Genomic DNA, 24,120 nt, shown 5'->3' on the forward strand with positions numbered 1-24,120 from the left:
TCTCATTGCACTCCCATACCCAGGGCTAAGTCGATCTGTTGTCTTGAGCCATTGTGGTTGTGATATCGGCTGGGTTGAGGGGGTGGCGCATCACCCGGGCGTAGTGGCGGGGATCGAGGCGCAGCACCAAGAGGCTCATCAGCACCAGCCCCCCCAGCTGCCACTGCCAGGCGGCGGCAAAATCGCCGCTGGCATGATAGAGCCTGGCCGCCACCCAGGGGCCGGTGGCCGCCAGCATGAAGCCGAAGCCCTGCATCAGGGCGCTGAGGGCGCCGGCGCGTCTGGGATCCGGCAGGTGATCCAGCGCTATCACCATGATGAGGGAGAAGCTGCCGCCGAGGCCGGCGCCGCACAGCATGCACCAGAGGATGGGGGCGCTGGCCGGCGCCAGCCAGAGGCCGCCGAAGCCCAGCGCCTGGGCAAGGATGGCGAGCCCCATCCAGGGGCGCCGATCCAGCCTGCGCGCCGCCAGCATGGGCAGGCCGAGGCCGCTCAGGGTCTGGGCCAGCGCCAGCCAGGCCACCAGCTCACCCCCCTGCTGGGCGCTCAGGCCCTGCGCCATGTAGGCCGGCGCCAGCCAGGCCACGACTATGCCATAGCCGCTGTTGATGATGCCAAAGCAGCCGATCAGCAGCCAACTGCGGGGCAGGCCGATCAGCCGCTGTTCTCTCTGCGGTTGCGGGGCCCTGGTCACCGTCGGCAGTCGCACCCGCCAGCCGAGCCAGATCAGCGCCAGCAGCACCGGCAGGCTCCACAAGGCGAGCACCCGCGACCAGTCGAACCGCTCTGCCAGATGGGGGCTGAGGATGGCGCCCAGCGCCCCGCCTCCCATCATGCAGGCAGAGAAGATCCCCATCACCAGCGGTACCCGCCGGGCGAAGGCCCCCTTGATGAGACCGGGCAGCACCCCCTGCACCAGTGCCGAGCCCAGTCCGCAGAGGGCGGCGCTGGCGATGAGCAGGGCGCCGCTGGCCAGATTGAAGCGCAGGGCGCTGCCCAGCGCCAGCAGCAACAGCGCCGCCGCCAGCAGGCGGCGCGGGCTGGTCAGCCTCAGTAAGGTGGGAGTGAACAGCACGCCGACCCCGATCAGCAGCAGGGGCAGCAGGGTCACCCAGGCGAGGTTGTCCATGCCGAGCGCCAGCCGGGCGTCTATCCGTCCCGCCAGCGGCCCTATGGCGGTGAGGAAGGGGCGCAGGTTGATGCCGATCAGCATCACCAGCACCAGCAGGGCGCCTGCCCCCTGCTTACTCATGGCAGGGGTCGCCGTAGAGGGTGGCGGCCGGGATGGGGCTCGGCAGCTTGATCAGCGGCAGGGGCGGCGGCTTGAGGGCCAGCCCCAGCCGCTGATAGCTCGCGGTGCTGTCGAAGCCGAAGGGGGCCGCATCCTGATTGTCGAAGGCGTAGTAGACGGCACTGATGCCGTTCATCACCAGCGCGCTCAGGCACATGGGGCAGGGGTGGCCGCTGGCGTAGACGATGGTGCCCGCCAGCGGCCCCTGCTGGCTCCCCTCGCGCAGCACCTCCAGCTCGGCGTGACGGGTGGAGTCGCCGTTCTCCAGCATGCGATTGACGGCGCTCGCCACCAGCCGGTTGTCCCGAACCAGCAGGGCGGCGAAGGGGCGGCCCCCTTGTCGGCGATGGGTCAGAGCCAGGTGCAGCACCTGCTCCAGCCACTCCTGATGGGTGGGATCCGAGAGAGCGGTCAGGGAGTTGACGAGGCGGGTACCGGACTGAGGGGCGGGTGACATGGGCAGATCCTGCGCAGAGAGGGAGTGGCGGCAGCCTAACGGGTCATCGGGTCATTTGGAAATTAAATGATAGAATGGCAATCAGTGGTTTTATAAATGGAATCGGACATGCTGGATCCCCAGTTGCTGCGCAGTTTTGTCGCCATCATAGAGACCGGCAGCTTCACCCGTGCCGGTGAGCGCGTCCACCTGACCCAGTCCACCATCAGCCAGCAGATGCGGCGCCTCGAGCAACAGCTCGGCTGCCCGCTGCTGGACAGGCGCGGACGCCAGGTGGTGACCACGGTAGCGGGGGAGACCTTGCTGGGGCTGGCGCGCCGCATCCTGGCGCTGCTGGCCCAGGCCGAGCAGCAGCTGAGCGAGGCGAGCCAGCCGCTGAGCCTGGGGGTGCCGGAGGACTTCGCCGCCGGGGCCATGACCTCGACGCTGGCGGCCTTCGCCCGCCAATACCCTGAGGTCAGGCTGGAGGTGCAGAGCGATCTCAGCCACGCCTTGTGGCAGCGATTCGAGGCGGGGGAGCTGGATCTGGCGCTGGTCAAGCAGGGGCACGGTCAGGGCAGCCCCATCGCCAGCTGGCGCGAGCCGCTCGCCTGGGTCGACAGCCGCGACTGGCCTGCCGGGGAGCGGGATCCGCTGCCGCTGGTGGTGTTTCCGAGCGAGGGGCTCTATCGGCGGCAACTGACGGAGACCCTCGACGGGCTGGGGCGGCGTTGGCGCATCGCCTACGTCAGTGCCAGCCTCGCCAGCCTGCAGGGGGCGGTCAGTGCGGGGATCGGTGTCAGTCTCTTGCCACGGCGCTTGCTGCTGCCGGGTCAGTTGGAGCTGTCACACTGGCCGTCGGTGCCGCCGATTGAGCTGGCGCTGCATCTGGGGGCGGGCGGCGGTGAGCCGCTGACCCGGCTCAGCCAGGCGCTGATCGATCTGTGCGATCAGGTGATGGGGCCGCGCTGAGTCAGCGATTGAGGGCTGGGCTCGCTCAGGCGATGGCCTGTCTGGGCAGCACGGCGAGCCAGACTTCCACCTCGCCGCTGCCGGTGAGGGGATCGAAGGCGGCGCCGTAGCGCTCGAAATCCGGCCTGTGGGCAGACTCGTAATCGGAGTGCGCCAGCCAGTCCAGCGCCTGCTGCCAGGTCTGCGGCAGGGCATCGACATGGCCCCTATGCAGGAAGACGGCGTAGCTCTGCGCCTGGATGCGCATCCGGCCAAGGGACTTGGGCAACACCTCCAGCGCGGCGACCTCCACCGCACACATGTACTCGCAGCCGGTGGCGTCGGCGCCGCAGATGACGCCGTAGGCATGCTCCCCCAGCTGGCCCGGCAACGGGCCCAGGGCGCCGAAGTCGCGCCACTGGCCACCGAAATCCCCCTGTTGGAACAGATGGTGACGGCGCAGCCCACCCAGCAACATAGGGCGGCCGTTCTCGAAACGAATGGGGGCTGTCATAGATCCTCCTGATGGTGCGGCGGGGTTTGTGTGGACCGGACTCAGTGATCCTGACCTTCACCCGGCTGGCTTTTTTGCTCGGCGCCTTGCTGGATCTTTCGCTCATAGTCCCGCTGGACTATGGCCAACGCCGCCAGGGCCAGGGCCGGATCGATCTGGTTGGTCTCCAGCAGCTCGATGAGATCCACCGCGAGTTTCACCTCGGGCGGCGCGTTTTCCAGTGACATCGTTTCTCCCCTCTTCCTGTCTCAGAGCGGCCATTATACAGGGCCATCACCCGCCTCGGGCAAGGCGGGCGGGGTCACAGATGCTGGCGCATCTCCTTGTCGAGATCGGCCCGCAGGGCCATCAGCTTCTTGGCGTACTGCTGCAACTGGTGGTCGGCGGCCGAGACCGGCTGCCACTGGGGCACCTTGGTCGGGGTGCCCGTCTCGTCCATGGCGACGAAGATGATGATGCAGTGGGTGGTCTTGTGGCGCTCCCGGTTGGCCGGGTGACGGCTGTAGACATCCACCGCCAGGTGCATGCTGGTGGTGCCGGTGTGGATCACCTGGGCGTGCACCTCCACCAGCTGGCCTATCTGGATGGGGCGCAGGAAGCGGATGCCCCCCACGTAGACGGTGACCGCATAGCCGCCGCACCAGCCGGCGGCGCAGGCGTAGCCCGCCTGATCGATCCACTTCATCACCATGCCGCCGTGCACCTTGCCGCCGAAGTTCACGTCGGCGGGCTCGGCCAGAAACTGCAGGGTCAGCTCGCGGGGTGGGGTCATGCTCTCTCCTCGGCTCATTGCCGATAACTCTTGCGATAGGCCTCGGCCTGCTGACAGGCGGGCACGGTGGAAAAATCGGGGCGCTTGTTGCCCTCACGCTGGCCGAAGCTGGCAAACTCCTGCTGGCACTTGGCCGCCTTGCCACCCTCCTCGATGCAGCCGTCGACGCGCTCTTGCTTGCCCTGCCCGATCAGTTGTTGCTGGGCCTGCTGGCAGGCGACATCCAGCTTGGCCTGCTGGGCCTCCCTGTCTTCGATGGCGGCCAGCAGGCCGGTGGAGAGGCTGCAGCCGAGCAGCAGTATGGCGATCTTCATGGTTTGTCTCCTGAAGGGGGGCGTCCCGAGATGACCAGGGCAATGCCGCCCAGAATGCCCAGTGATGACAATAACAACCGCAGCGACCAGGACTCATCCAACCAGATGAGCCCGGCCATGGCCGCGAGCAGGGGCACCAGCAGCTGCACGCTGGCGGCCAGGGTGCGCCCCAGCTGGGGCAGCACCAGATACCAGAGCGCATAGCCCAGGCCGGAGGCGAGGGCGCCCGAGGTCAGGGCGTAGCCGATGGCGGCCGGGCTGGCCTCGAGCCGGCCCAGCAGCAGGTAGAGCAGGGCCGCGGGCAGGCTGGCGCGCAGGAAGTGACCGGCATTGGCGGCGATGGGATCGCCAAAGCGCGAGGCCCGCAGGGTGTAGCAGGCCCAGGCGATGCCGGCGCTGATCATCATGGCGGCCCCCAGGGGATCCGGCGCCCGGATGCCGGGCAGTACCAGCAGCACCAGCCCCGCCATGGCGAGCAGCAGGCCGACCCACTGGCGCCGTGGCAGGGGCTCCCCGCGCAGCAGGGGGGGCGCCAGCATGCTGAGCTGGACGGCGGCAAACAGCAGCAGGGCGCCGGTGCCCGCGGTCAGGGTGAGGTAGGCGAAGGAGAACAGGGCGGCGTAGGCGATGAGGGCGAGGGCGCCGCCCCAGTCCCCCTGGCGCGGCGACTGCTGACGGACCCGGCACAGCAGGAGCAGCATCAGGGCGCCGCTGGTCAGCCGTAGCAGGGTGAACAGGGCCGGATCCATCCGCTCCTCGAACAGGGCCAGGCGGCAGAGCACCGAGTTGGCGGCGAACGCGGTCAGCGTCAGCAGGGTCAGCAGCAGCAGGCGGGGCAGTGGCATCCATTCACCTTGAGTTCAGTGGGCGCGGACCAGCATGGAAACCCATGCAAAGAGGAGGTCTCATGAAACAGATGCTGGAGCAATTGATGGGAGCTGGCAAGGGCTGGCTCAACGACGGCGGCGACAGCCGCAAGGCGCAGATGAAGGGCGTGGCGCAGGGCGGCCTAGCGGCCGGGGCCATGGCCTTGCTGCTGGGCAACAAGAAGATGCGCAAATATGGCGGCAAGGTGGCGGCGGTGGGCGGAGCGGCGGCCCTCGGCGGGCTGGCCTACAAGCTCTATCAGGATTGGCAGGCCCAGCAGGGCGGGGCCGCACAACCCAGCCAGCCCCTCGACACCCTGCAGGGCCAGGCGCTGGATGCCCGCGCCACCCTGCTGGTGCGGGCCATGGTGGCGGCCGCCCGGGCCGACGGCCACATCGACGACAGCGAGCGCCAGAAGATCCAGCAGTACCTGACCGAGCAGGGCCAGCGCGACGCGGCGCGCTGGATCGACGCCGAGCTGGCTCGCCCCCTCGATCCCCAGGCGCTGGCGCGGGAAGTGACCGACATGGAGCAGGCCACCGAGGTCTACCTCGCCTCCCTGCTCGCCATCGACGTGGATCACTTCATGGAGCGCGGCTATCTGGATGAGCTGGCGCGGGCCCTCAAGCTCGATGACAGCCTCAAGGGGAGCATAGAGCGGCAGGTAGCGGCGCTGTAACCCGCGCTTGCACTAGCGTGCCGACCTGGGGCCGTGGTCATTTTTGTTGCTCATTTGAGCCATGTTTTAGCCGCGACCCCCTTCTTATCCTGTGATCCTCCCACTATGATGGGCCCTCTCACCCCAGGGTGAGAGGGCAGTTTGACCCAACAGGGACGCGACAAGGCAAGGAGCAGGCAGTGGAGATACGCAAGGCAGGCGAGCAGGATATTGACGCCATCATGGAGCTGAATCGGCAAATAGGGCTGATCCACTTCGCGCAGGCCCCCGAGGTGTTTTGTCCCCCCTCGGCGGCGGAGAGAGGCTTCTTGCTCGACGCCATCGCGGCCGAGGGGCGGCTGTTCTGCGTGGCGGTGGCAGAGGATCGGGTGCTGGGTTTTCTGAGCGCCAGGATCGACATCAATGAATCCATCCCCTTCCTCACCAGGCTGCCCATCTGCCGCATCGGCTCAGTGGTGGTGGATGAAGGTCACAGATCCCGCGGCATCGGCAAGGCGCTGATCGCCCATTGCGACGACTGGGCCAGGGCCCGGGATGCGACGCAGATCAGGCTGGAGGTGATGTCATTCAACGACAGGGCCAAGTCGCTCTACGAGTCCCTCGGCTTTAAACGACAGTCCGAGATCTACGCCCGATAAGCCGGGTCTCTTCCGACCAACAAGGCCCCAACACGGGGCCTTGTTGTTATCCTGGGAGGCTTGCACTCAGAGCTGCCGGGGGCGGGTACCGCCCCAGTAGTCTAACTCTGCGCCGGCCAGGGGCCGAGCTCGATGCAGTGACCGCGATAGAGCAGGCGCTCGCTGCCCTTCTCGCCGCTCATCACCAGCAGCTCGCTGCTCGCCTTGAGCTGCTGCCACTCCCCCGGGGTCAGGAAGCGACCGCCCATGACCTCCCTCAGCGGGGCGAGCGGCACCAGGGCCTTGGAGCCCTTGTCCCGCATCCAGAGCATGGCATCGGCGGGCAGGGCGAGCGGGCTCGCCTGGTTCTGCTGCAGGCGGATGCTGGACTGACCCGGCTGCTTGCCCTGATAGGCCACCAGCACGAAGGGGGCCTCCTCCTGGGCCGAGGACATCATGGCCAGATAGCGCACCGGCTCGATGACGGTGGGGGACTGCCAGGGGAGCAGCGGCTGCAGCCAGAGCCCCAGCAGCAGGGAGGCGGCCATGGCCAGCGGCCACCACAGCCGTCTGGGTCTGGGTGAGGGAGAGATACCTTGCTCGATGCGGCGCCAGAGTTGGCGGGGCAGGGGCGGGGCGCTGTCGCCGCCGCGCAGCAGGGGATCCAGGTGTCGTTGCCACTGTTCGACCCACTGCCACCAGTCGGGATCCCGCGCCATCAGGCTGGTCAGCCGGGCCTGCACCCGCGGGCTCAGGGTCCCCAGCACATATTCGCCGGCGAGCCGCTCGCGCAGCGCCGGATCCCGATAGCGACGGGGGGTCATTGGGTCAGGCATTGCTTGAGCTCCTCCAGCCCGCGCCGGATCCAGGACTTGACGGTGCCGAGCGGGCTTTGGGTGTGAGTGACTATCTCCTGATGGCTCAGGCCGTGCCGGTAGGCCAGCACTATGGCGTTGCGCTTGTCGGCGCAGAGCTGCGCGAGACAGCGATCGAGGGCGAAAGAGGGGGCATGTGCCCCCTCGGTATGGCCCTCGGCCCCCTCATCCCATGGCACTTCCCCCTGACGGGCCCGGGTGCGCAAGGCATCGATGGCCAGGTTGCGCATGCACTGGCAGAGCCAGGCCCAGGGATAGTCGACGGGATAGGCACTCTGGCCATGCCAGATCTTCAGAAAGCCCTCCTGCAGTATGTCCGCGGCCCACTGCTTGTCCTTGAGCAGGCCATAGAGCATGCCGTACAGCGGTTGGCCCGTCAGCTGGTAGAGGGCTTCAAACGATCGCTTGTCCCTGAGCCGGCAGCGCGCCAGCAGGTGGGTGAGTTGTTGGCTGTCGATATTCACTCAGACCTCATAGCTGGACGCGGTGCCAGACATTCTTCACGCCATCCCCGCTGCTCTGGCCGGGGGCCGAGTCCTTGACCCAGCGATAGAGAGGATGACCACGGTAGCTCCACTGGTATTGCCCGTCCTGTCGCTGGAGCAGCGCAAAGCCGGCGTCGGCCGCCTTGCCCAGTCCCGCCTTGACCTCTTTTTCACTAGCGAGGATCGGGGGCCAATTCTGCGCGCACTCAGCATAACATGTGGATTTTCCTTGGGAATCCTTGTCGAAGCGGTAGAGGCTAAAGCCCAGGGGATCGACCAGATAGGCCTTGCCGTGCTCGGTTATCCGGGCGACGGGCAGCTGCTCGGCGCTGGGGATCGGCTGGATCTCCATGGCCCAGAGTGAACCGAGCGGCAGCAGCGCGAGGGCGATGAGGGTGTTTTTCATGGGTATCTCCTTGGGTTAACGAGTCCAGCCATCCTGGGTGAAGAACGGCTCGCCCTTGGGGCTGTTGATGAAGTTGATGAAGGCCTGGGTGCTGGTATCGGCTCCCTCGGCCCTGGCGATGAGCAGGCCGCGATAGATGCGCCGCTCGGGCTCGATCTCGACGAAATCGGCCTTGTCCTGGTGGTTCAGGGGCCAGTGCACCCAGGTGATCCAGGCATCGGCCTGCTGGCCGGTGAAGGCCCGGAAGCTGGCGCCGCTGCCCTGCTCGAAGGCGACGATGTTGCGTCGCAGCTTCTGCACATCCGCCAGCTTGCCCTTGCGCCCCGCGACGTCCTCCCAGAGCCCGGTGCCCGAGGTGTTGTAGCTGCCCAGCCCCTCGGTCACGACCACCTTGAGGGGGCGGTTGATCAAGTCCTCGATGCCGGTGATCCCGGCCGGATTGCCTTTCTGCACGGCGATGACGCTGCGCCTCAGGTAGTAGGAGTGGGCGCTCTGGCGATCGAGGAAGGGGTAGCGTTCGAGAAAGGCGGACATGGACTGCTCGGCGCCGGCGAAGATCAGATCGGCGTTCAGGATAGCCTTGTCACGCCAGTTCGCCTCGGGGCCGGCGGTGACCTCGACCCGGATCCCGGTCTCCTGCTGGAAGGCGTGGGCCGCCCGCTTGAGGGCGCTGTCCGGCCCGCCCGGGCCATAGAGGCGAAGGGTGCCGTCAGCGGCCTGATGGGAGGCGGGGACCGCCTGCAGCGGCAGGCAGACCGAACAGAGCAGCAGCCAGGGGAATTGTGGTTTCATCATCTCTCCTTGATTGAGGGTCATCAGAGAGACGAAGCAGGGAGGCAATTGGATGCAGTGGTCGGAAAATAAATCTGCCGAGGCGCCAGGGGGACGCCTCGGCGGAGAGGAGAATGTCAGCCCGAGAGGTCAGGGCTGGCGGGCCTATTGCCGGTGGATCAGCGCCGCCAGCCGGGTCAGGGCCGCCTCCAGCGCCGGGCTCCAGGGGTGGGAGCTGTTCAGGCGCAGGCAGTGGTTGTACTGGCCCTGGCTCGAGAACAGGGCCCCGGGTGCGAGCGAGAAGCCGCAGGCCAGCGCCTGGGCATGCAGGGATCGGCTGTCCACTGTCGGGTCAAACTCCAGCCAGAGGAAGTAGCCGCCGTCCGGGGTCGAGATGCGCACCTCATCCGGGAAGAGGCGCAGCAGGGCCGCCCGCATCTGCTGCTGGCGCTGGGCCAGGGTATGGCGCAGGCGGCGAAAGTGGGCATCCACCCCGCCCTGGCGCAGCATGTCGGCCAGCGCCAGCTGGCTCGGCACATTGGTCGACAGGGTCGACATCAGCTGCAGCCGCTGGATGCGCTCGGCATGGGGCCCTGCCACCACCCAGCCGACCCGAAAGCCCGGCGCCAGACACTTGGTCCAGGAGCCGCACAGCAGGCTGTCGCCCCGGGCGTCCCAATGCTTGATGGGCCTGGGGCGCTCGCGGCCAAAATAGAGCTCGGCGTAGACGTCGTCCTCCACCAGCGGCACCTCATGGCGGTTGAGCAACTGCATCAGCCCCTGCTTGTGCCCATCGGGCATGGTGTGGCCGAGGGGGTGCTGGACGTTGCCCATCAGCCAGCACGCCTTGATGGGGCGCTGGGCGAGCGCCTCGGCCAGCAGGGCGAGATCGATGCCGACCCCGGGGATCACCGGGATCTCCACCACGTTGAGCTTGAGCCGCTCTATGGCCTGCAGGGCGCCGTAGAAGGTGGGGGATTCCACCACCACCCAGTCCCCCGGCTCGGTCAGCACCTGCAAGCTCAGGGAGAGCGCCTCCATGGCGCCGGTGGTGATGATGATCTCTTGGGGGTCGACCGCCAGCCCGTCGCCAGCGTAACGCTGGGCGATGGCGCGGCGCAGCGCCTCGTTGCCGGGGGGCAGGTCGGCCACCGTGCTGAAGGGGTCGAGACGGCGCATGCAGCCGGCCAGCGCCCGGCCGAGCTGGGGATGGGGGAAGAGCGCGGGATCCGCCACCGCCATGCCGAGCGGCACCAGCTCGCGGGACTTGCTCGCCTGCAGCACCTCGAACACCAGATCGTTGATGTCCACCGAGCCGGTGTAGTGCGCCTGCTGGGGAACGCTGGCCCGCAGCGGGGAGGTGGCGGCCTTGACGTAGTAGCCGGACTGGGGCCTGGCCAGGATCAGGCCGCGGCTCTCCAGCAGCTGATAGGCCTGCAGCACCGTCATGGGGCTGAGTGTGTGGGTCTTGCAGCTCTGGCGGATGGAGGGGATGCGCTCCCCCGGTTGCCAGAGGCCGTTCTCTATCTGCTGTTGCAGCAAGGCTGCCAGCTGGCCGTAACGGGACATGGTGCGCCCTAACTGTTATAGGTGTATTTCACTATAACTGCATCTGTTATAGGTGTCATAGGGCGTGTTGTACTTAACGGGCGAAAACCTGTCTGTTAAATGCAACATAGAGAGTCATGCATGATAAGCCTGGATGATGTGGTCAGCCTGTCCCGAATACAGTTCGGGGCGACGGCGATGTTCCACTTTCTGTTTGTGCCCCTCACCCTGGGGTTGTCCTGGATCCTGGTGATCGCCGAGTCGGCCTACGTGATGACCGGCAAGGTGATCTATCAGGACATCACCCGCTTCTGGGGCAAGTTGTTCGGCATCAACTTCGTCATGGGGGTCACCACGGGGATCACCCTGGAGTTCCAGTTCGGTACCAACTGGGCCTACTACTCCCACTACGTCGGCGACATCTTCGGCACCCCGCTGGCGGTGGAGGGGCTGATGGCCTTCTTCCTCGAGTCCACCCTGGTGGGGCTCTTCTTCTTCGGCTGGGACAAGCTCTCCCGCGGCCAGCACCTGCTGGTGACCGCGCTGGTGGCGCTCGGCTCCAACCTCTCCGCGCTCTGGATCCTCATCGCCAACGGCTGGATGCAGAACCCGGTCGGCGCCGAGTTCAATCCCATGACGATGCGCATGGAGCTGACCGACGTGGCCGCCGTGCTGTTCAACCCGGTGGCCCAGGTCAAGTTCGTGCACACCGTGGCGGCGGGTTATGTGGCGGCCTCCCTGTTCGTGATGGGGGTGAGCAGCTGGTATCTGCTGCGCCGCATGGAGGTGCGCTTCGCCCTGCGATCCTTCGCCATCGCCTCGGGCTTTGGTCTCGCCGCCATCCTCTCGGTCATAGTGCTGGGGGACGAGTCGGGCTACCGCTCGGGGGAGGTGCAGAAGGTCAAGCTCGCCGCCATCGAGGCGGAGTGGGAGACCGAGCCCGCGCCGGCCGCCTTCACCCTGTTCGGCCTGCCGGATCAGGGTGCCGAGACCACCCACGCGGCCATCAAAATTCCCTACCTGATGGGCATCATCGCCACCCGCTCCCTGGATGAGTAGGTGACGGGCCTCAAGGATCTCAAGGCGCAGCACGAGGTGCGCATCCGCAGCGGCATGCTGGCCCACGACGCGCTCGAGGCCATGCGGGCGGACGGCGGCAACGCCGAGGCCCGCGCCACCTTCGAGCGCCACCGCGCCGATCTCGGTTATGGCCTGCTGCTCACCCCCTACGCCAAGGAGATCGGCAAGGCGGACGAGGCGGCCATCGCCCGGGCGGTGGCGGACTCCATCCCCCAGGTGGCGCCGCTGTTCTGGAGCTTCCGGCTGATGGTGGGCATAGGCGTGGTGCTGTTGCTGTTGTTTGGCGCCGCCTTCCTGCAACTGTGCCGGGGCAAGCTGGTGCAATCGACCCGCCTGCTTAAGGCGCTGTTCTGGAGCATACCCCTGCCCTGGATCGCCATCGAGGCGGGCTGGTTCGTGGCCGAGTTCGGCCGCCAGCCCTGGACCATCAGCGACGTGCTGCCGGTGTCGGCCTCGGTCTCCCTGCTGCAGCCGGGCCAACTCTGGTTCAGCCTCATCGCCATCTTCCTCATCTACAGCACGCTGCTGGTAGTGGAGCTGTTCTTGTTGCGTCATGTGATCCGCAAAGGGCCCGCCAGCCTGCAGACGGGTCGTTATCAAGGTGAAGTGTTGCAAAGCGGGAGTCCCATCTGATGGATTATGAAACCCTGAAATTGGTCTGGTGGGGGCTGGTGCTGTTCATGCTCATCGGCTTCGTGGTGATGGATGGCTTCGATCTGGGGGTGGGCCTGCTGCTGCCCATCGTCGGCAAGACCGATGAGGAGCGGCGGGTGCTGCTCAACAGCGTGGGTCCGGTGTGGGAGGGCAACCAGGTGTGGCTCATCGCCGGGGCCGGCGCCCTGTTCGCCGCCTGGCCGCTGGTATATGCCGCCGCCTTCTCGGCGCTCTACGTGCCCTTCATGTTCCTGCTGTTCGGCCTCTTCCTGCGCCCGGTCGGCTTCGACTATCGCAGCAAGCTGGCCTCCACACAGTGGCGCCGCTGGTGGGACAGGGCCCTGGTGACCGGCGCCCTGCTGCCGACCCTGGTGTTCGGCGCGACGCTGGGCTTCCTGCTGCAGGGGCTGCCGTTTCGCTTCGACTCGGCCCTGCGCATCCACTACGGCGCCTTCCTGTTCCACTGGCCGCTGCTGTTGACCTGCATGGGTACGGCGCTGGCCCTGCTGATGCTGCACGGCGCCAGCTTCCTGCAGTGCAAGACCCAGGGGGTGATAGCGCAGCGCTGTGCCCGCCAGAGCCTCTGGCTCGGCCCCCTGGCCAGCGGCCTGTTTGCCCTCGGCGGCGTCTGGCTCAGCCAGATGGGGGGCTACCAGATAGAGTCGATCGGCGATCTCAACGCTGCCCTCACCCCGCTGATGAAGCAGGTCACGACGGCGCCGAATGGCTGGTTTGGCAACTTCGTGGCGCAGCCCTGGCTCTGGGCCATGCCCGCCTTGGGCCTGCTGCTGCCCCTGGTGAGCACCCTGGCCAGCATGCTGGGCAAGCCGCGGCTGGCCATCCTCGCCAGCGGTGGCGCCTGCGCCGCCATGATGCTGACCATCGCCATCGCCCTGTTCCCCTTCGTGCTGCCCTCGTCGCTGGATCCGTCCAGCAGCCTGACCCTGTGGGACGGCACCTCCAGCGAGCGGACCCTCTTCATCATGCTGGGGATAGTCGGCGTGCTGATGCCCATCAACATCGGCTACACCCTCTGGGTCTACCGGGTGGTGCGGGGCAAGATGAGCACCGAGCAGGTACGCCAGCACGGCCATAGCCTCTACTAACCCGCTTTCTACCGAAGGGAGACTTCGACTATGTGGTATTTCACCTGGATATTGGGGCTCGGGTTTGCCCTGCTCTGCGGCCTGGTCAACCTGCTCTGGCTGGAGGCGCGCTGGGCGGCGGACGAGGATCTCAAGGAGCCCTGATCCCGTTATTGCGGATCGGGCAAACAACAAGGCCGACACTGGGTGTCGGCCTTTTTTAATCTGCCAGGGATCAGACCGCCAGGGCCAGCCTGGCCTCGCGCCGCTCGCTGACATGGGTCAGGCCGTAGGCCAGCAGCACGATCAGTGCGCCGATCCAGGGGGTGTGCATCAGCCCAAGGTGCTCCACCACTAAACCACCGACCACTGAGCCGAGCGCTATGCCGACGTTGAAGGCGGCGATGTTGAGGCCGGAGGCCACATCCACCGCGTTGGGGGTGTGGATCTCTGCCTGTTTCACCACCAGCACCTGCAGACCCGGCACATTGCCGAACGCGAAGGCGCCCCACACCAGCACGGTCAGCACCGCCAGCACCGGATGGGGCGCGGTGAAGGTGAGCATCAGCAAGATGATCGCCAGCCCGGCAAACATCAGTTTCAGCGCGGGCAGCGGGCCCATCTTGTCCGCCAGCTTGCCGCCCCAGATGTTGCCGACCGCCACCGATACCCCGTACACCAGCAGGATCAGGCTGACCGCGTTGGCCCCGAAGCCGCTCACCTGTTGCAGGATGGGGGCGAGGAAGGTGAAGGCCGTGAAGGCGCCACCGTAACCCAGCGCGGTCTTGGCATAGACCAGCAGCAGCGGCTTGTGGGTCAGCACCGAGAGCTGCTCGCGGATAGTGGAGGCGGCGCCCTTGGGCAGGTTGTTCGGGATCAGCAGCAGGCTGCCGACCATGGCGATCAGGCCCAGCAGGCTCACCACCAGGAAGGTCTCGCGCCAGCCGAACTGCTGACCAATCCAGGTGCCAAGCGGCACGCCGGTGACCAGGGCGACGGTGAGGCCGCTGAACATGATGGCGATGGCGCTGGCCGCCTTCTCCTTGGCCACCAGGCCGGTGGCGATGGTGCTACCCACCGAGAAGAAGACCCCGTGGGCCAGGCCGGTCAGCACCCGGGCGACGATCAGGCTGTTGTAGCCGGGGGCCTGCCAGGCCAGCAGGTTGCCGAGGGTGAACAGCGCCATCAGCCCCACCAGCAGCCACTTGCGCGGCAGCTTGCCGGTCAGCGCCGTCAGCAGCGGCGCGCCTATGGCGACGCCGAGGGCATAGAGGCTGACCAGCAAGCCGGCGGAGGGCAGCGAGACATGCAGCTGCTCGGCGATGGTGGGAATGAGCCCCACTATCACAAATTCGGTGGTGCCGATCGCAAAGGCACTCAGGGTGAGGGCAAACAACGCCAGTGGCATACAAACTCCTTGGACTGTGACTCCCGACGGGAGAATGGCGGCAGTATGCCGAGCTTGTTTGTTGGCAAAAATGACGATGACATCAAAAGACTTTTGCTGGACGAGCATTAATCGCGGGGCTGGTGGTGGGGGGCGCAGAAAATGACAAGCCCACCTGAGGGTGGGCTTGGGGTATCGGTCGGGCTAAGGCGCCGCGGCAGGCTTAGTCCCAGGCGGGGGCGAAGTCCGGGTTGGCGCAGCGCTCGCCGCGGTCCAGGCCGGCGATCTGTGCCATCTCCTCCGGGCTGAGCCGCACCTTGAGGGCGGCCAGGTTGGCGGCCTGGTTTTCCCGCTTGGTGGAGCTCGGGATCACCGTCATGTCCTGGGCCAGCAGCCAGGCCAGCGACACCTGGGCCGCCGAGACGCCGTGGCGCTTGCCGATCTCCATCAGCAGCGGCTCGCTCAGCACCTTGCCATAGGCCAGCGGCATGTAGGCGGTGAGGGCGATGCCCTGATCCTGGCAGAACTCCACCACCTTGCGGTTTTGCAGCAGGGGATGGATCTCCACCTGCTGGTGGGCGATGGCGCCCGGCCCCAGGATCTCGATGGCCTGTTTGAGCTGGGCCACGGTGAAGTTGGAGACCCCGATCTCCCGGGTCAGGCCCTGGGCCTTCGCCTCGGCCAGCTGCTCCAGATAGACCGCCATCGGCACCTCATCCTTGGGGGAGGGCCAGTGGATGAGCGCGAGATCCAGATAGTCGGTGCGCAGCTTCTCCAGGCTGGTCTTGAGGCTGGGAATGAGCTTGCCCTGACCAAATTCGCTGGTCCACACCTTGGTGGTCAGGTAGATATCGCCGCGGGGCACAGCGGTCGTGGCCAGCACCTCGCCCACTTCGGACTCGTTGTCGTAGATCTGGGCGGTATCGATGTGGCGATAGCCGAGCTCCAGGCCGGTATTCAGGGTGGCGAGCAGAGGCTCGGCTTTCAGGCGGAAGGTGCCCAGACCCATGGCAGGCATTTTCATCATCATGTTCCTTAATGGTGTTCTCAACGGTTCCCGGCCCTTCACTGGTGAAGGGGGGAGTGTAAATAGTATTGGCGCGCCGCCGCGGGGCGTCAGGCCGGCAGGCTGTGGTAGCGACGGATGCTGCTGTTGGCAAACCAGGGCTCGGCCTCGGCCACAAAGGCGAGAAAATGGGGCTGACGCTGGTGGGCGAGCAGCGCCTCTTCGCTCTCCCACAGCTCATAAAGCAGCCAGCCGTGGGCGTTGTCCAGGCTCTGATGCAGCTGATAGGTGAGGCAGCCAGGCTCCTGCAGGGTGGCCGCTATCAGCGGCGTCAGGGCGGCCCGGAACTGGGCACCGTATTCGGGTCTGGCTTCGAGCTGGGCAATCACGATCAGGGGGGATGGCATCTGCACCTCCTTGCTAAGACGAGGGTCAGTATGCCTGCGGCGAGGGGGGCGAAACATAGCCGCTCTCGCAAAACACTATTGAGATGAGCGCAGCAATAGGGAGAGAAAAGAGACCGGCGGGTAGCAATCCAGAGGAAAGCAGATAGCTGGATGGGCTGGGGCGCCCACCCCTCGCCATCAGGCGGCCGCTTCCGACCAGACCGCAAACTCATTGCCGCTGGGTTCGACAAAGTGAAAGCGGCGGCCACCGGGAAAATCAAACAGCGGGCGGTTGAGGGTGCCGCCATGCTGGCTGACCCTGGCCTGGGTCGCCTCGATATCGGCGCTGTAGAACACCAGCAGGGCGCCGCCCTGCGCGCTGTGACTGCACAGATCCGCACGGTAGAAGCCGCCATCCAGCCCCTCATCGGCAAAGGCCGCATAGTCGGGGCCATAGTCGACAAACTGCCAGCCGAAGGCGGCCTGGAAGAAGGCCTTGGTAGCCGTCAGATCCCTGGCCGCAAACTCCACATAGTTCAGTTTTTCATGGGCCTTGGTCATGGCTGGCTCCCTGGTTTGTCGATGGGTAATGCGTGACTGGTCGTTGGTTGCCTGAGTTGCCAGCGCTTCTGGGTCCGTGGCGTGGAGCCGGGTAATTGCTCCCAGGGCGTCAGCTTGAGCTGCCGGCGGCGCACCCAAAAGAGGATAGCCATCAGCAGACCGAAACAGAGGGTGAAGACGCTGGCCTGACGCAGGGCATATTCCAAGCTCACCTCATATTCCCGGCCGAAGAACCACATCAACAGACCCCAGATGATGCCCACCGGTAGCCCCATGGCGATCAGGTTGACCATAAAGCGCTCATAGTGGGGCGGTTTCAGTTGCCAGCCGAATTTGCGCAGCAACTGGCACAGGGGCGGGTTGTAGTTGATCTCCTTCACGCCCTTGCTGGCCAGCTCTTGATGGGCGGCGTACAGGCGATGTTCAAATGACATTGTGCTTCCTTCGTGTGACAGCAGGGCTGGTGATAAGACGCCTGCTCAACATCCTTATGTGGGCGCCGATTGTAGCCTTGTTGTCGGCGGGAGTGTTAGCGCCGGATCACAGCAATGGCACCAGGGATTGGAAAAGTCTGGGGGGAGAGGTAGTGGCGGAAAGGAGGAGCTTATCGCACGCCAGGGCTGAGCCGCCCCGGCGCGCGAATGGCTTGGCTCAACGCCCGGTCACAGGGCCCGGCCATCGTAGTGGTGCACCGGCACCGAGTCGGGGTCTATCCCCTCCAGGCAGCGGATATTGATGGCGACTATGTGGTTGCCCTTGGGATCTACTCCCTCTCCATAGGGGTGCATGCCGCAGCGCGGACAGAAGCGGTGTTTGACCACGTGCTTGTTGAAGGTGTAGGTGCTGGCCGCCTCGTCCGGGGTCAGCAGGTGCAGCCTGTCGTGGGGCATGATCCACAGCAGGGATCCCTTGCGCTGGCAGATGGAGCAGTTGCAGGCCAGGGCCTGGGTCAGCTCCCCTTCGACTTCAAATGCCACCCTGCCGCAGTGGCAGCTTCCCTTGTATTTCATCACCGGACTCCTCGTTGGTTGTTGTGAGCCCCGGCAGGCGGCGAACCGGCCCTCTGCGGATGGCCCTCAGTCATTGTCCTCCACGCGCATTCAGACGGGATGCGCGAGCCGACTCAGTATAGCCAGTCTGCGCCGGCGGCTTGTCGGGGCCCGGGCTAGCGCGCCAGCCGGCGAGTCGATGCGGGTCATTTGGCTTGCCAACTCACCGCCATAATGACTATAAAGACGCATTACTCTTGCTGAGATAACAACAATGAAGACCCATTCCGATGAATTGACCCTGTTCGTGGCCGTGGTGGAGGCGGGCAGTTTTCGCCAGGCGGCGGAGAATCTGGGAATGGACAACTCCGTGGTGAGCCGCGGCATCAAGCGGCTGGAGGAGAAGCTCTCCACAGTGCTGCTCAACCGCACCACCCGGCGGGTCAGTCTGACCGAAGAGGGGAGCTGGTTCTATCAGCGGGCGGTGAAGGTGCTGACCGAGATGAGCGAGGCGGAGAGCCATTTGCTGATGCGCCGGGAGCAGCCGGAGGGGATACTGCGCGTTGACGCCGCCACCCCCTTCATCCTGCACCGGCTGGTGCCCATCATCGGCGAGTTTCGCCGCCGTTACCCCGGCATCGAGCTGCAGCTGCACAGCTCCGAGGGCTTCATCAACCTGATGGAGCGGCGGGTGGACATGGCCATTCGCATCGGCGAGCTGACCGATTCCTCCCTGCGTGCCCTGCCGCTCGGTCGCTCGCGGCTGCGGCTGTTGGCCTCTCCTGCTTACTTGAGCGAGCGGGGCACCCCGCGCCAACCGGCGGATCTGCTGGCGGGCCACGAGCTGCTCGGCTTTCTGCACCCCGATCACCTCAATCATTGGCCGCTGCTCAGCGAAGAGCAGGGGGACAGGTTCGCCATCAGCCCGACCCTGAGGGCCAGCAGCGGCGAGACCCTGCGCCAGCTGGCACTGGCAGGGCAGGGGATCGTCTGCCTGTCGGACTTCATGACAGGGCCGGATCGGGCGAGCGGCGCCCTGGTGGAGGTGCTGGCCCGCAGCAACAGCGGCGCCTCGCGCCCCATCAACGGGGTCTTCTACTCCGATGCCCAGCGCGACATCCGGCTGCGGGTCTGGCTCGACTTCCTGAGAGAGCAGCTCGGCAACCATTCGCTGTAGGGGAGATGGCGGGCCTCAGGCGCGCCATAGCAAACGAGCACCATAGAAAGAGGCCGACATCGCTGTCGGCCTCGTGCGTTTTCATCTCAAGGATGCATGGGTTGCCCGATTAATCCTCTTCGGCCCAGCGACGGGAGCGTTCTACCGCCTTCTGCCAGCCGCGATAGCGCTTGTCGCGATCGGCGTGATCCATCTGCGGGATGAACTCGCGATCCACGCTGAACTTGTCCTGCAGCTCGTCCGAGCTCTTCCAGAAGCCGACCGCCAGACCGGCCAGGAAGGCGGCGCCCATGGCGGTGGTCTCGATACGGGTCGGGCGCACCACAGGGGTGTGCATCATGTCGGACTGGAACTGCATCAGGAAGTCGTTGGCGACGGCGCCACCGTCCACCTTGAGGGAGGCCAGCTTGATGCCGGAGTCCTGCTGCATGGCGTCGAGCACATCGCGGCTCTGGTAGGCGATGGACTCCAGCGCGGCGCGGATGATGTGGTTGCGGTTGGCACCGCGGGTCAGGCCGACCATGGTGCCGCGGGCGTACGGATCCCAGTAGGGAGCGCCCAGGCCGACGAAGGCCGGCACCAGGTAGACGCCGTTGGTATCACCCACCTTGGAGGCGAAGTAGTCGGTGTCGCGGGCATCGTGAATGATCTTCAGCTCGTCGCGCAGCCACTGGATGGTGGCGCCGCCCATGAACACGGCTCCCTCGAGGGCATAGTTCACCTCCCCCTTAGGACCGATGGCGACCGTGGTCAGCAGGCCGTTGTTGGAGCGGACCGGCTCGGTGCCGGTGTTCATCAGCAGGAAGCAGCCGGTGCCATAGGTGTTCTTGGCCATGCCCTTCTCGAAGCAGAGCTGGCCGAACAGGGCGGACTGCTGGTCACCGGCGATGCCGGCGATGGGGATGCGGGCGCCGCCGCCACGGGTGGTGTAGCCATACACCTCGGAGGAGGGTTTGACTTCCGGCAGCATGGAGAGCGGGATGCCCAGCTCGTCCAGCATCTTCTGGTCCCACTTCAGCTCGCGGATGTTGTAGAGCATGGTGCGCGAGGCGTTGGTCGGATCGGTGACGTGCACCTCGCCGTTGGTCATCTTCCACACCAGCCAGGTGTCGATGGTGCCGAACAGCAGCTCGCCGTTCATCGCCTGCTCGCGGGCCCCTTCCACGTTGTCGAGGATCCACTTCACCTTGGTGCCGGAGAAGTAGGCATCCAGCACCAGGCCGGTGTTGTCGCGCACATACTCTTCCAGGCCGCGGGCCTTGAGCTCCTCGCAGATGGCGGCGGTGCGGCGGCACTGCCAGACGATGGCGTTGTAGATGGGCTTGCCGGTGGCCTTCTCCCACACCACGGTGGTTTCACGCTGGTTGGTGATGCCGATGGCGGCGATCTGTTCGCTGTGCAGGCCGCTCTTGGCCAGTACCTCGGTGAAGACGGAAGACTGGGTCGCCCAGATCTCCATGGGATCGTGCTCGACCCAGCCCGCCTTGGGGTAGTGCTGGGTGAATTCGCGCTGGGAGGTCGCGACTATATTGGCATCCTGATCGAACACTATGGCACGGGACGAGGTGGTGCCTTGATCCAGGGCGACGACATATTTCTTTTCAGCAGACATGATGTTCTCCACGTTTTTTGGGGCCGCTCTTATGCGGCGGCCTTGTCGTTAGCGAGTTGGGCTGCATCCTGGGTGGCGGCAACACGGTTGCCCGGCACACAGGGGGCCAATACTTTCACATAGAGGGCGGTACCCAGCTGGGCGCCGACGATGGGGCCGAGGATGGGCACCCAGAAGTAGGGGTTGTCACGGCCGCCGGTCAGGGCCACATCACCCCAGCCTGCGACGAAGGCGAACAGCTTGGGACCGAAGTCACGGGCCGGGTTCATGGCGAAGCCGGTCAAGGGGCCGAGGGAGGCGCCGATCACCGCGATCAGGATGCCGATCAGCAGGGCGGCGGCGAAGCCCTTGGGGGCGCCGTTGTTGTTGTCACCCAGCGCCATGATGCCCAGCATCAGCACGGCGGTGATCACCAGCTCGACTGCGAACGCCTGCATGTTGGAGAGCAGGGCGTTGGGGTAGGTGGAGAAGATGCCGGCGGTGCCGAGGCTCTCGACGCTGCCGCGCACCACGTTGTGGGTCAGCTCCCACTGGGTGAACAGGCCGCCGTAGAGGAAGTAGACCAGGGCGGCGGAGCAGAAGGCACCGGCGATCTGGGCGATGATGAAGGGCACCACCTTGCGCTTGTCAAAGCCGGCGAAGGTCATCAGCGCCAGGGTCACGGCCGGGTTCAGGTGGGCACCTGAGATGCCGCCGGTGACATAGATGGCGATGGCGACACCCAGACCCCAGGTAATGGAGATTTCCCATTGTCCGAAGTTGGCACCGGCCAGCACCAGGGCCGCCACACAACCGACGCCGAAGAAGATCAGCAGGCCGGTTCCGATAAACTCGGCGATGCACTCGCCAAGCAGGGTATTGGGTCTTTGTATGCTCATACCTTTTTTCCTTATATCCACCCAGAGTAGGTTTGATGTTCCATCTCGTTATCTTTTTGTCCCATCTATTGCGCCCGAAAACGGTTTTTCTTGTTTTTTGAGTCGGCGCAAACGTTATGCTCGTTTGCGCTCGTTCTTGGACGAGAGAGAAAATAAACCTTCTGGGTGAATTCACCATCCCCCTGCCACCGGAAATGTGGACAAGATCCCACTCATTGCTAAGAAAATGTGACGAAAAGCAACAGTGATTGGCGCAAATACTACTTAGGGGGTATCCCTATGCCTTGCCATATATGGGATGGAAGCCAATGAGCGATCACTCATCACATGATTTATTTTGTAATAAATATGCAATATTTGAGTCTCCATCACAGATTGAATGTTCACATATGAGCACAATAGGCTCGCTTACGAATCAGGACTCATCTGGTCGTGGCAAGACCAGGGCACCCTCAACCGCCCATAACAACAATAAGGAAGCAGAACATGCTTAGTCTCTTCAGGCCTGCACCCCACATCGACAGGCTGCCGGCCGACCAGGTCGATCCCTTCTACAAACGCATGCGTTGGCAGATGTTTTTCGGGATCTTCTTCGGCTACGCCGGTTACTACCTGGTACGCAAGAACTTCAGTCTAGCGATGCCCTACCTGATCGAGCAGGGCTTCTCCCGCGGTGATCTGGGCCTGGCCCTGTCCGGCGTCTCCATCGCCTACGGTCTGTCCAAGTTCCTGATGGGGAACGTGTCGGATCGCTCCAACGCGCGCTATTTCCTCTCCGCCGGCCTGCTGCTCTCGGCCGGCATCATGTTCATGATGGGGACTGTGCACTGGGCCACCTCCAGCATCGCCATCATGTTCGTGCTGCTGTTCCTGAACGGCTGGGTACAGGGCATGGGCTGGCCGCCCTGCGGTCGCACCATGGTGCACTGGTGGTCCCAGAAGGAGCGCGGCGAAGTGGTCGCAGTCTGGAACGTGGCCCACAACGTGGGCGGCGGCATGATAGGTCCGCTGTTCATCCTCGGTATGGGCTGGTTCAACGACTGGCGCAGCGCCTTCTATGTGCCGGCCGCCGCCGCCGCCGCCATCGCGGTGATCGCCTTCTTCGTGATGCGCGATACCCCGCAATCGGTCGGCCTGCCTCCCATCGAGGAGTACAAGGAGGACTACCCGAAGGACTACAACGAGAGCCATGAGCAGGAGTTCTCCGCCAAGGAGATCTTCGTCAAGTACGTGCTGCACAACAAGCTGCTGTGGTACATCGCCATCGCCAACGCCTTCGTCTACCTCATCCGTTACGGGGTGCTGGACTGGGCACCGACCTACCTCAAGGAGGCCAAGGACTTCAGCGTCGACAGCTCCTCCTGGGCTTACTTCCTCTACGAGTGGGCCGGTATTCCGGGCACCCTGCTGTGCGGCTGGATCTCGGACAAGCTGTTCCAGGGTCGCCGCGCCCCGGCCGGTATCCTGTTCATGGTGCTGGTGACCGTTGCCGTGCTGGTTTACTGGCTCAACCCGGCTGGCAACCCGACCATCGACATGATGGCACTGGTAGCTATCGGTTTCCTGATCTACGGCCCCGTCATGCTGATCGGTCTGTATGCGCTGGAGCTGGCACCCAAGAAGGCGGCCGGTACCGCGGCCGGTTTCACCGGGCTGTTCGGTTACCTGGGTGGTGCCGTGGCGGCCAACGCCATGCTGGGCTACACAGTCGACCACTTCGGCTGGGATGGCGGCTTCATGGTGCTGACCGCGTCTTGCGTGCTCTCCATCATCTTGCTGGCCATGACCCTAAAGCACGAGAACATTGCTGTCGCGGCCAAGAAAGCGGCTGCCGATAAGGCATAAAACGTGATCCTGACCTTATCGATCCCAAAGGGGATAAGGTAAACTCCAAAAGGCCCCGCATTGCCGGGGCCTTTTTTCGTCTCATCACCGGAGTGCAAGCGTGAAGCAAACCCAACGACATCTGGAGATCCTGGACGTCCTGACACGGCAGGGCTTTGTCTCGACCGACGATCTGGTGACCCACTTCGACGTCAGCCCCCAGACCATTCGCCGGGATCTGAACGATCTCGCCGAGCAGAACAAGATCCGGCGTCATCATGGCGGTGCCTCCCTGCATTCGAGTACCGTCAACACCGCCTACAGCGCCCGCAAGGTGATGCAACTCAAGGAGAAAGAGCGCATCGCCCGCGAGGTGGCCGCCCACATTCCCGATGGCTCCTCCCTCTTCATCGACATCGGCACCACCACCGAGGCCATCGCCCGCGCCCTGCTCGATCACCGTGAGCTGCGCATCGTCACCAACAACCTCAACGTCGCCAGCATCCTCACCGCCAAGGATGACTTCACCGTCATCATCGCTGGTGGCGAGATCCGCAACCGGGATGGCGGCATAGTGGGGGAGGCGACCCGTGACTTCATCGGCCAGTTCCGCATGGACTATGGCGTCATCGGCATATCGGGCATCGACAACGACGGCTCCCTGCTCGATTTCGATTACCACGAGGTGAAGATCGCCCAGGCCATCATCGCCCACTCCCGCCAGGTGTTCCTGGCCGCCGACCACACCAAGTTCGGTCGCAATGCCATGGTCAACCTCGGCAACCTCAACCAGATCCACGCCATGTTCACCGATCAGGAGCCGCCGGAGAAGCTGATGCGGCTGATGTCCCAGCACCAGATCGAGTGCCACATCTGCTGATAACCCCTTAACCCGCACCGGCATCAGGCCGCCACGCTGGCGGCCGCTTCCTTTCCTCTTTATCCCTGTTTCCAT

28 protein-coding genes and 1 pseudogene are annotated in these 24,120 nt (G+C 65.0%); 9 read left to right on the forward strand and 20 right to left on the reverse strand.

The window, feature by feature from the left end; all coding sequences use genetic code 11:
• Positions 1-25: 25 nt before the first annotated feature.
• Both KW821_RS02210 and KW821_RS02215 read right to left on the reverse strand, forming a co-directional pair.
• Positions 26-1,252 carry an MFS transporter gene (locus KW821_RS02210; RefSeq protein ID WP_218290230.1) on the reverse strand — a complete coding sequence of 409 codons (1,227 nt, stop codon included), beginning with the start codon at positions 1,250-1,252 and terminating at the stop codon, positions 26-28.
• The gene (locus KW821_RS02215) at positions 1,245-1,748 is read right to left on the reverse strand and encodes a nucleoside deaminase (protein ID WP_218290232.1); all 504 of its coding nucleotides are present in this window, start codon (positions 1,746-1,748) and stop codon (positions 1,245-1,247) included. The genes KW821_RS02210 and KW821_RS02215 overlap by 8 nt, the downstream gene beginning before the upstream one ends.
• A 108-nt stretch (positions 1,749-1,856) precedes the next feature.
• Here KW821_RS02215 and KW821_RS02220 point away from each other — a divergent pair, with 108 nt between their 5' ends.
• On the forward strand, positions 1,857-2,699 hold the full coding sequence (locus tag KW821_RS02220; RefSeq protein ID WP_218290234.1) for a LysR family transcriptional regulator: 843 nt from the start codon (positions 1,857-1,859) through the stop codon (positions 2,697-2,699).
• A gap of 25 nt (positions 2,700-2,724) precedes the next feature.
• On the opposite strand, the gene KW821_RS02225 is transcribed toward KW821_RS02220, so the two are convergent.
• The 5 genes from KW821_RS02225 to KW821_RS02245 form a co-directional block, all read right to left on the reverse strand.
• Positions 2,725-3,192 carry a GyrI-like domain-containing protein gene (locus tag KW821_RS02225; protein ID WP_218290236.1) on the reverse strand — a complete coding sequence of 156 codons (468 nt, stop codon included), beginning with the start codon at positions 3,190-3,192 and terminating at the stop codon, positions 2,725-2,727.
• A gap of 41 nt (positions 3,193-3,233) precedes the next feature.
• Entirely contained in the window at positions 3,234-3,419 is a 186-nt protein-coding gene (gene rsmS / locus KW821_RS02230) for a pleiotropic regulatory protein RsmS (protein WP_218290239.1), read from the reverse strand.
• 74 nt (positions 3,420-3,493) lie between these two features.
• Positions 3,494-3,964: an acyl-CoA thioesterase gene (locus tag KW821_RS02235; protein WP_042651446.1), complete on the reverse strand. Its 471-nt coding sequence runs from the start codon at positions 3,962-3,964 to the stop codon at positions 3,494-3,496.
• Between the two features lie 14 nt (positions 3,965-3,978).
• Entirely contained in the window at positions 3,979-4,278 is a 300-nt protein-coding gene (locus tag KW821_RS02240; RefSeq protein WP_218290241.1) for a hypothetical protein, read from the reverse strand.
• Positions 4,275-5,123 (reverse strand): DMT family transporter, encoded by an 849-nt coding sequence (locus tag KW821_RS02245; protein ID WP_218290242.1) that lies wholly within the window; start codon positions 5,121-5,123, stop codon positions 4,275-4,277. Before KW821_RS02245 ends, KW821_RS02240 begins: the two co-directional genes overlap by 4 nt.
• Positions 5,124-5,185: 62 nt before the next feature.
• Between KW821_RS02245 and KW821_RS02250 the strand changes: the two genes are divergently transcribed.
• Both KW821_RS02250 and KW821_RS02255 read left to right on the forward strand, forming a co-directional pair.
• The gene (locus tag KW821_RS02250) at positions 5,186-5,824 is read left to right on the forward strand and encodes a tellurite resistance TerB family protein (protein ID WP_218290243.1); all 639 of its coding nucleotides are present in this window, start codon (positions 5,186-5,188) and stop codon (positions 5,822-5,824) included.
• A gap of 179 nt (positions 5,825-6,003) precedes the next feature.
• Entirely contained in the window at positions 6,004-6,462 is a 459-nt protein-coding gene (locus KW821_RS02255; RefSeq protein ID WP_218290245.1) for a GNAT family N-acetyltransferase, read from the forward strand.
• Between the two features lie 101 nt (positions 6,463-6,563).
• Here the strand turns inward: KW821_RS02255 and KW821_RS02260 are convergent, their stop codons facing one another.
• From KW821_RS02260 to KW821_RS02280, 5 genes are all read right to left on the reverse strand, one after another.
• A complete protein-coding gene (locus KW821_RS02260) occupies positions 6,564-7,277 on the reverse strand; it encodes a hypothetical protein (RefSeq protein WP_218290246.1) in 714 nt (237 codons plus the stop codon).
• Positions 7,262-7,780 carry an RNA polymerase sigma factor gene (locus KW821_RS02265; RefSeq protein WP_042651452.1) on the reverse strand — a complete coding sequence of 173 codons (519 nt, stop codon included), beginning with the start codon at positions 7,778-7,780 and terminating at the stop codon, positions 7,262-7,264. Before KW821_RS02265 ends, KW821_RS02260 begins: the two co-directional genes overlap by 16 nt.
• Before the next feature lie 7 nt (positions 7,781-7,787).
• Positions 7,788-8,207, reverse strand: coding sequence for a hypothetical protein (locus KW821_RS02270; RefSeq protein ID WP_218290247.1), 420 nt, complete (start codon positions 8,205-8,207; stop codon positions 7,788-7,790).
• A 15-nt stretch (positions 8,208-8,222) separates the two neighbouring features.
• Positions 8,223-8,999 carry a substrate-binding domain-containing protein gene (locus KW821_RS02275; RefSeq protein ID WP_218290248.1) on the reverse strand — a complete coding sequence of 259 codons (777 nt, stop codon included), beginning with the start codon at positions 8,997-8,999 and terminating at the stop codon, positions 8,223-8,225.
• Positions 9,000-9,143: 144 nt separating this feature from the next.
• Positions 9,144-10,547 (reverse strand): PLP-dependent aminotransferase family protein, encoded by a 1,404-nt coding sequence (locus tag KW821_RS02280; protein ID WP_218290250.1) that lies wholly within the window; start codon positions 10,545-10,547, stop codon positions 9,144-9,146.
• Positions 10,548-10,667: 120 nt separating this feature from the next.
• Between KW821_RS02280 and KW821_RS02285 the strand changes: the two are divergent.
• The 3 genes and pseudogenes from KW821_RS02285 (at position 10,668) to cydX (ending at position 13,510) form a co-directional block, all read left to right on the forward strand.
• Positions 10,668-12,239: pseudogene (locus KW821_RS02285) on the forward strand (cytochrome ubiquinol oxidase subunit I).
• Positions 12,239-13,366, forward strand: a complete 1,128-nt coding sequence (gene cydB / locus KW821_RS02290; protein ID WP_218290251.1) for a cytochrome d ubiquinol oxidase subunit II — start codon at positions 12,239-12,241, stop codon at positions 13,364-13,366. Before KW821_RS02285 ends, cydB begins: the two are co-directional and overlap by 1 nt.
• A 30-nt stretch (positions 13,367-13,396) precedes the next feature.
• Positions 13,397-13,510, forward strand: coding sequence for a cytochrome bd-I oxidase subunit CydX (gene cydX / locus KW821_RS02295; RefSeq protein WP_025326454.1), 114 nt, complete (start codon positions 13,397-13,399; stop codon positions 13,508-13,510).
• A gap of 70 nt (positions 13,511-13,580) precedes the next feature.
• On the opposite strand, the gene KW821_RS02300 is transcribed toward cydX, so the two are convergent.
• The 6 genes from KW821_RS02300 to KW821_RS02325 form a co-directional block, all read right to left on the reverse strand.
• On the reverse strand, positions 13,581-14,753 hold the full coding sequence (locus KW821_RS02300) for an MFS transporter (RefSeq protein ID WP_042651457.1): 1,173 nt from the start codon (positions 14,751-14,753) through the stop codon (positions 13,581-13,583).
• Between the two features lie 202 nt (positions 14,754-14,955).
• Positions 14,956-15,759, reverse strand: coding sequence for a 2,5-didehydrogluconate reductase DkgB (gene dkgB / locus KW821_RS02305; protein ID WP_218290253.1), 804 nt, complete (start codon positions 15,757-15,759; stop codon positions 14,956-14,958).
• 89 nt (positions 15,760-15,848) lie between these two features.
• Entirely contained in the window at positions 15,849-16,145 is a 297-nt protein-coding gene (locus KW821_RS02310; RefSeq protein WP_042651459.1) for a putative quinol monooxygenase, read from the reverse strand.
• A 177-nt stretch (positions 16,146-16,322) separates the two neighbouring features.
• The gene (locus KW821_RS02315; protein WP_218290254.1) at positions 16,323-16,685 is read right to left on the reverse strand and encodes a VOC family protein; all 363 of its coding nucleotides are present in this window, start codon (positions 16,683-16,685) and stop codon (positions 16,323-16,325) included.
• Positions 16,682-17,119, reverse strand: coding sequence for a DUF6404 family protein (locus KW821_RS02320; RefSeq protein ID WP_218290255.1), 438 nt, complete (start codon positions 17,117-17,119; stop codon positions 16,682-16,684). The genes KW821_RS02315 and KW821_RS02320 overlap by 4 nt, the downstream gene beginning before the upstream one ends.
• Before the next feature lie 228 nt (positions 17,120-17,347).
• Entirely contained in the window at positions 17,348-17,695 is a 348-nt protein-coding gene (locus KW821_RS02325; RefSeq protein ID WP_218290257.1) for a GFA family protein, read from the reverse strand.
• 253 nt (positions 17,696-17,948) lie between these two features.
• On the opposite strand from KW821_RS02325, the gene KW821_RS02330 reads away from it, so the two are divergent.
• Positions 17,949-18,851, forward strand: a complete 903-nt coding sequence (locus KW821_RS02330) for a LysR substrate-binding domain-containing protein (protein WP_218290258.1) — start codon at positions 17,949-17,951, stop codon at positions 18,849-18,851.
• A 109-nt stretch (positions 18,852-18,960) separates the two neighbouring features.
• Here the strand turns inward: KW821_RS02330 and glpK are convergent, their stop codons facing one another.
• Both glpK and KW821_RS02340 read right to left on the reverse strand, forming a co-directional pair.
• Positions 18,961-20,463 carry a glycerol kinase GlpK gene (gene glpK / locus KW821_RS02335; RefSeq protein ID WP_042651463.1) on the reverse strand — a complete coding sequence of 501 codons (1,503 nt, stop codon included), beginning with the start codon at positions 20,461-20,463 and terminating at the stop codon, positions 18,961-18,963.
• Between the two features lie 29 nt (positions 20,464-20,492).
• Positions 20,493-21,341, reverse strand: coding sequence for an MIP/aquaporin family protein (locus tag KW821_RS02340; RefSeq protein ID WP_042651464.1), 849 nt, complete (start codon positions 21,339-21,341; stop codon positions 20,493-20,495).
• A 486-nt stretch (positions 21,342-21,827) separates the two neighbouring features.
• On the opposite strand from KW821_RS02340, the gene glpT reads away from it, so the two are divergent.
• Both glpT and KW821_RS02350 read left to right on the forward strand, forming a co-directional pair.
• The gene (glpT, locus tag KW821_RS02345) at positions 21,828-23,186 is read left to right on the forward strand and encodes a glycerol-3-phosphate transporter (RefSeq protein ID WP_218290259.1); all 1,359 of its coding nucleotides are present in this window, start codon (positions 21,828-21,830) and stop codon (positions 23,184-23,186) included.
• Positions 23,187-23,286: 100 nt separating this feature from the next.
• Positions 23,287-24,045 (forward strand): DeoR/GlpR family transcriptional regulator, encoded by a 759-nt coding sequence (locus KW821_RS02350; RefSeq protein WP_218290261.1) that lies wholly within the window; start codon positions 23,287-23,289, stop codon positions 24,043-24,045.
• Positions 24,046-24,120: the final 75 nt, after the last annotated feature.

The organism is Aeromonas sp. sif2416, from assembly GCF_019218665.1.
Taxonomy (GTDB): Bacteria; Pseudomonadota; Gammaproteobacteria; order Enterobacterales; family Aeromonadaceae; genus Aeromonas; species Aeromonas encheleia.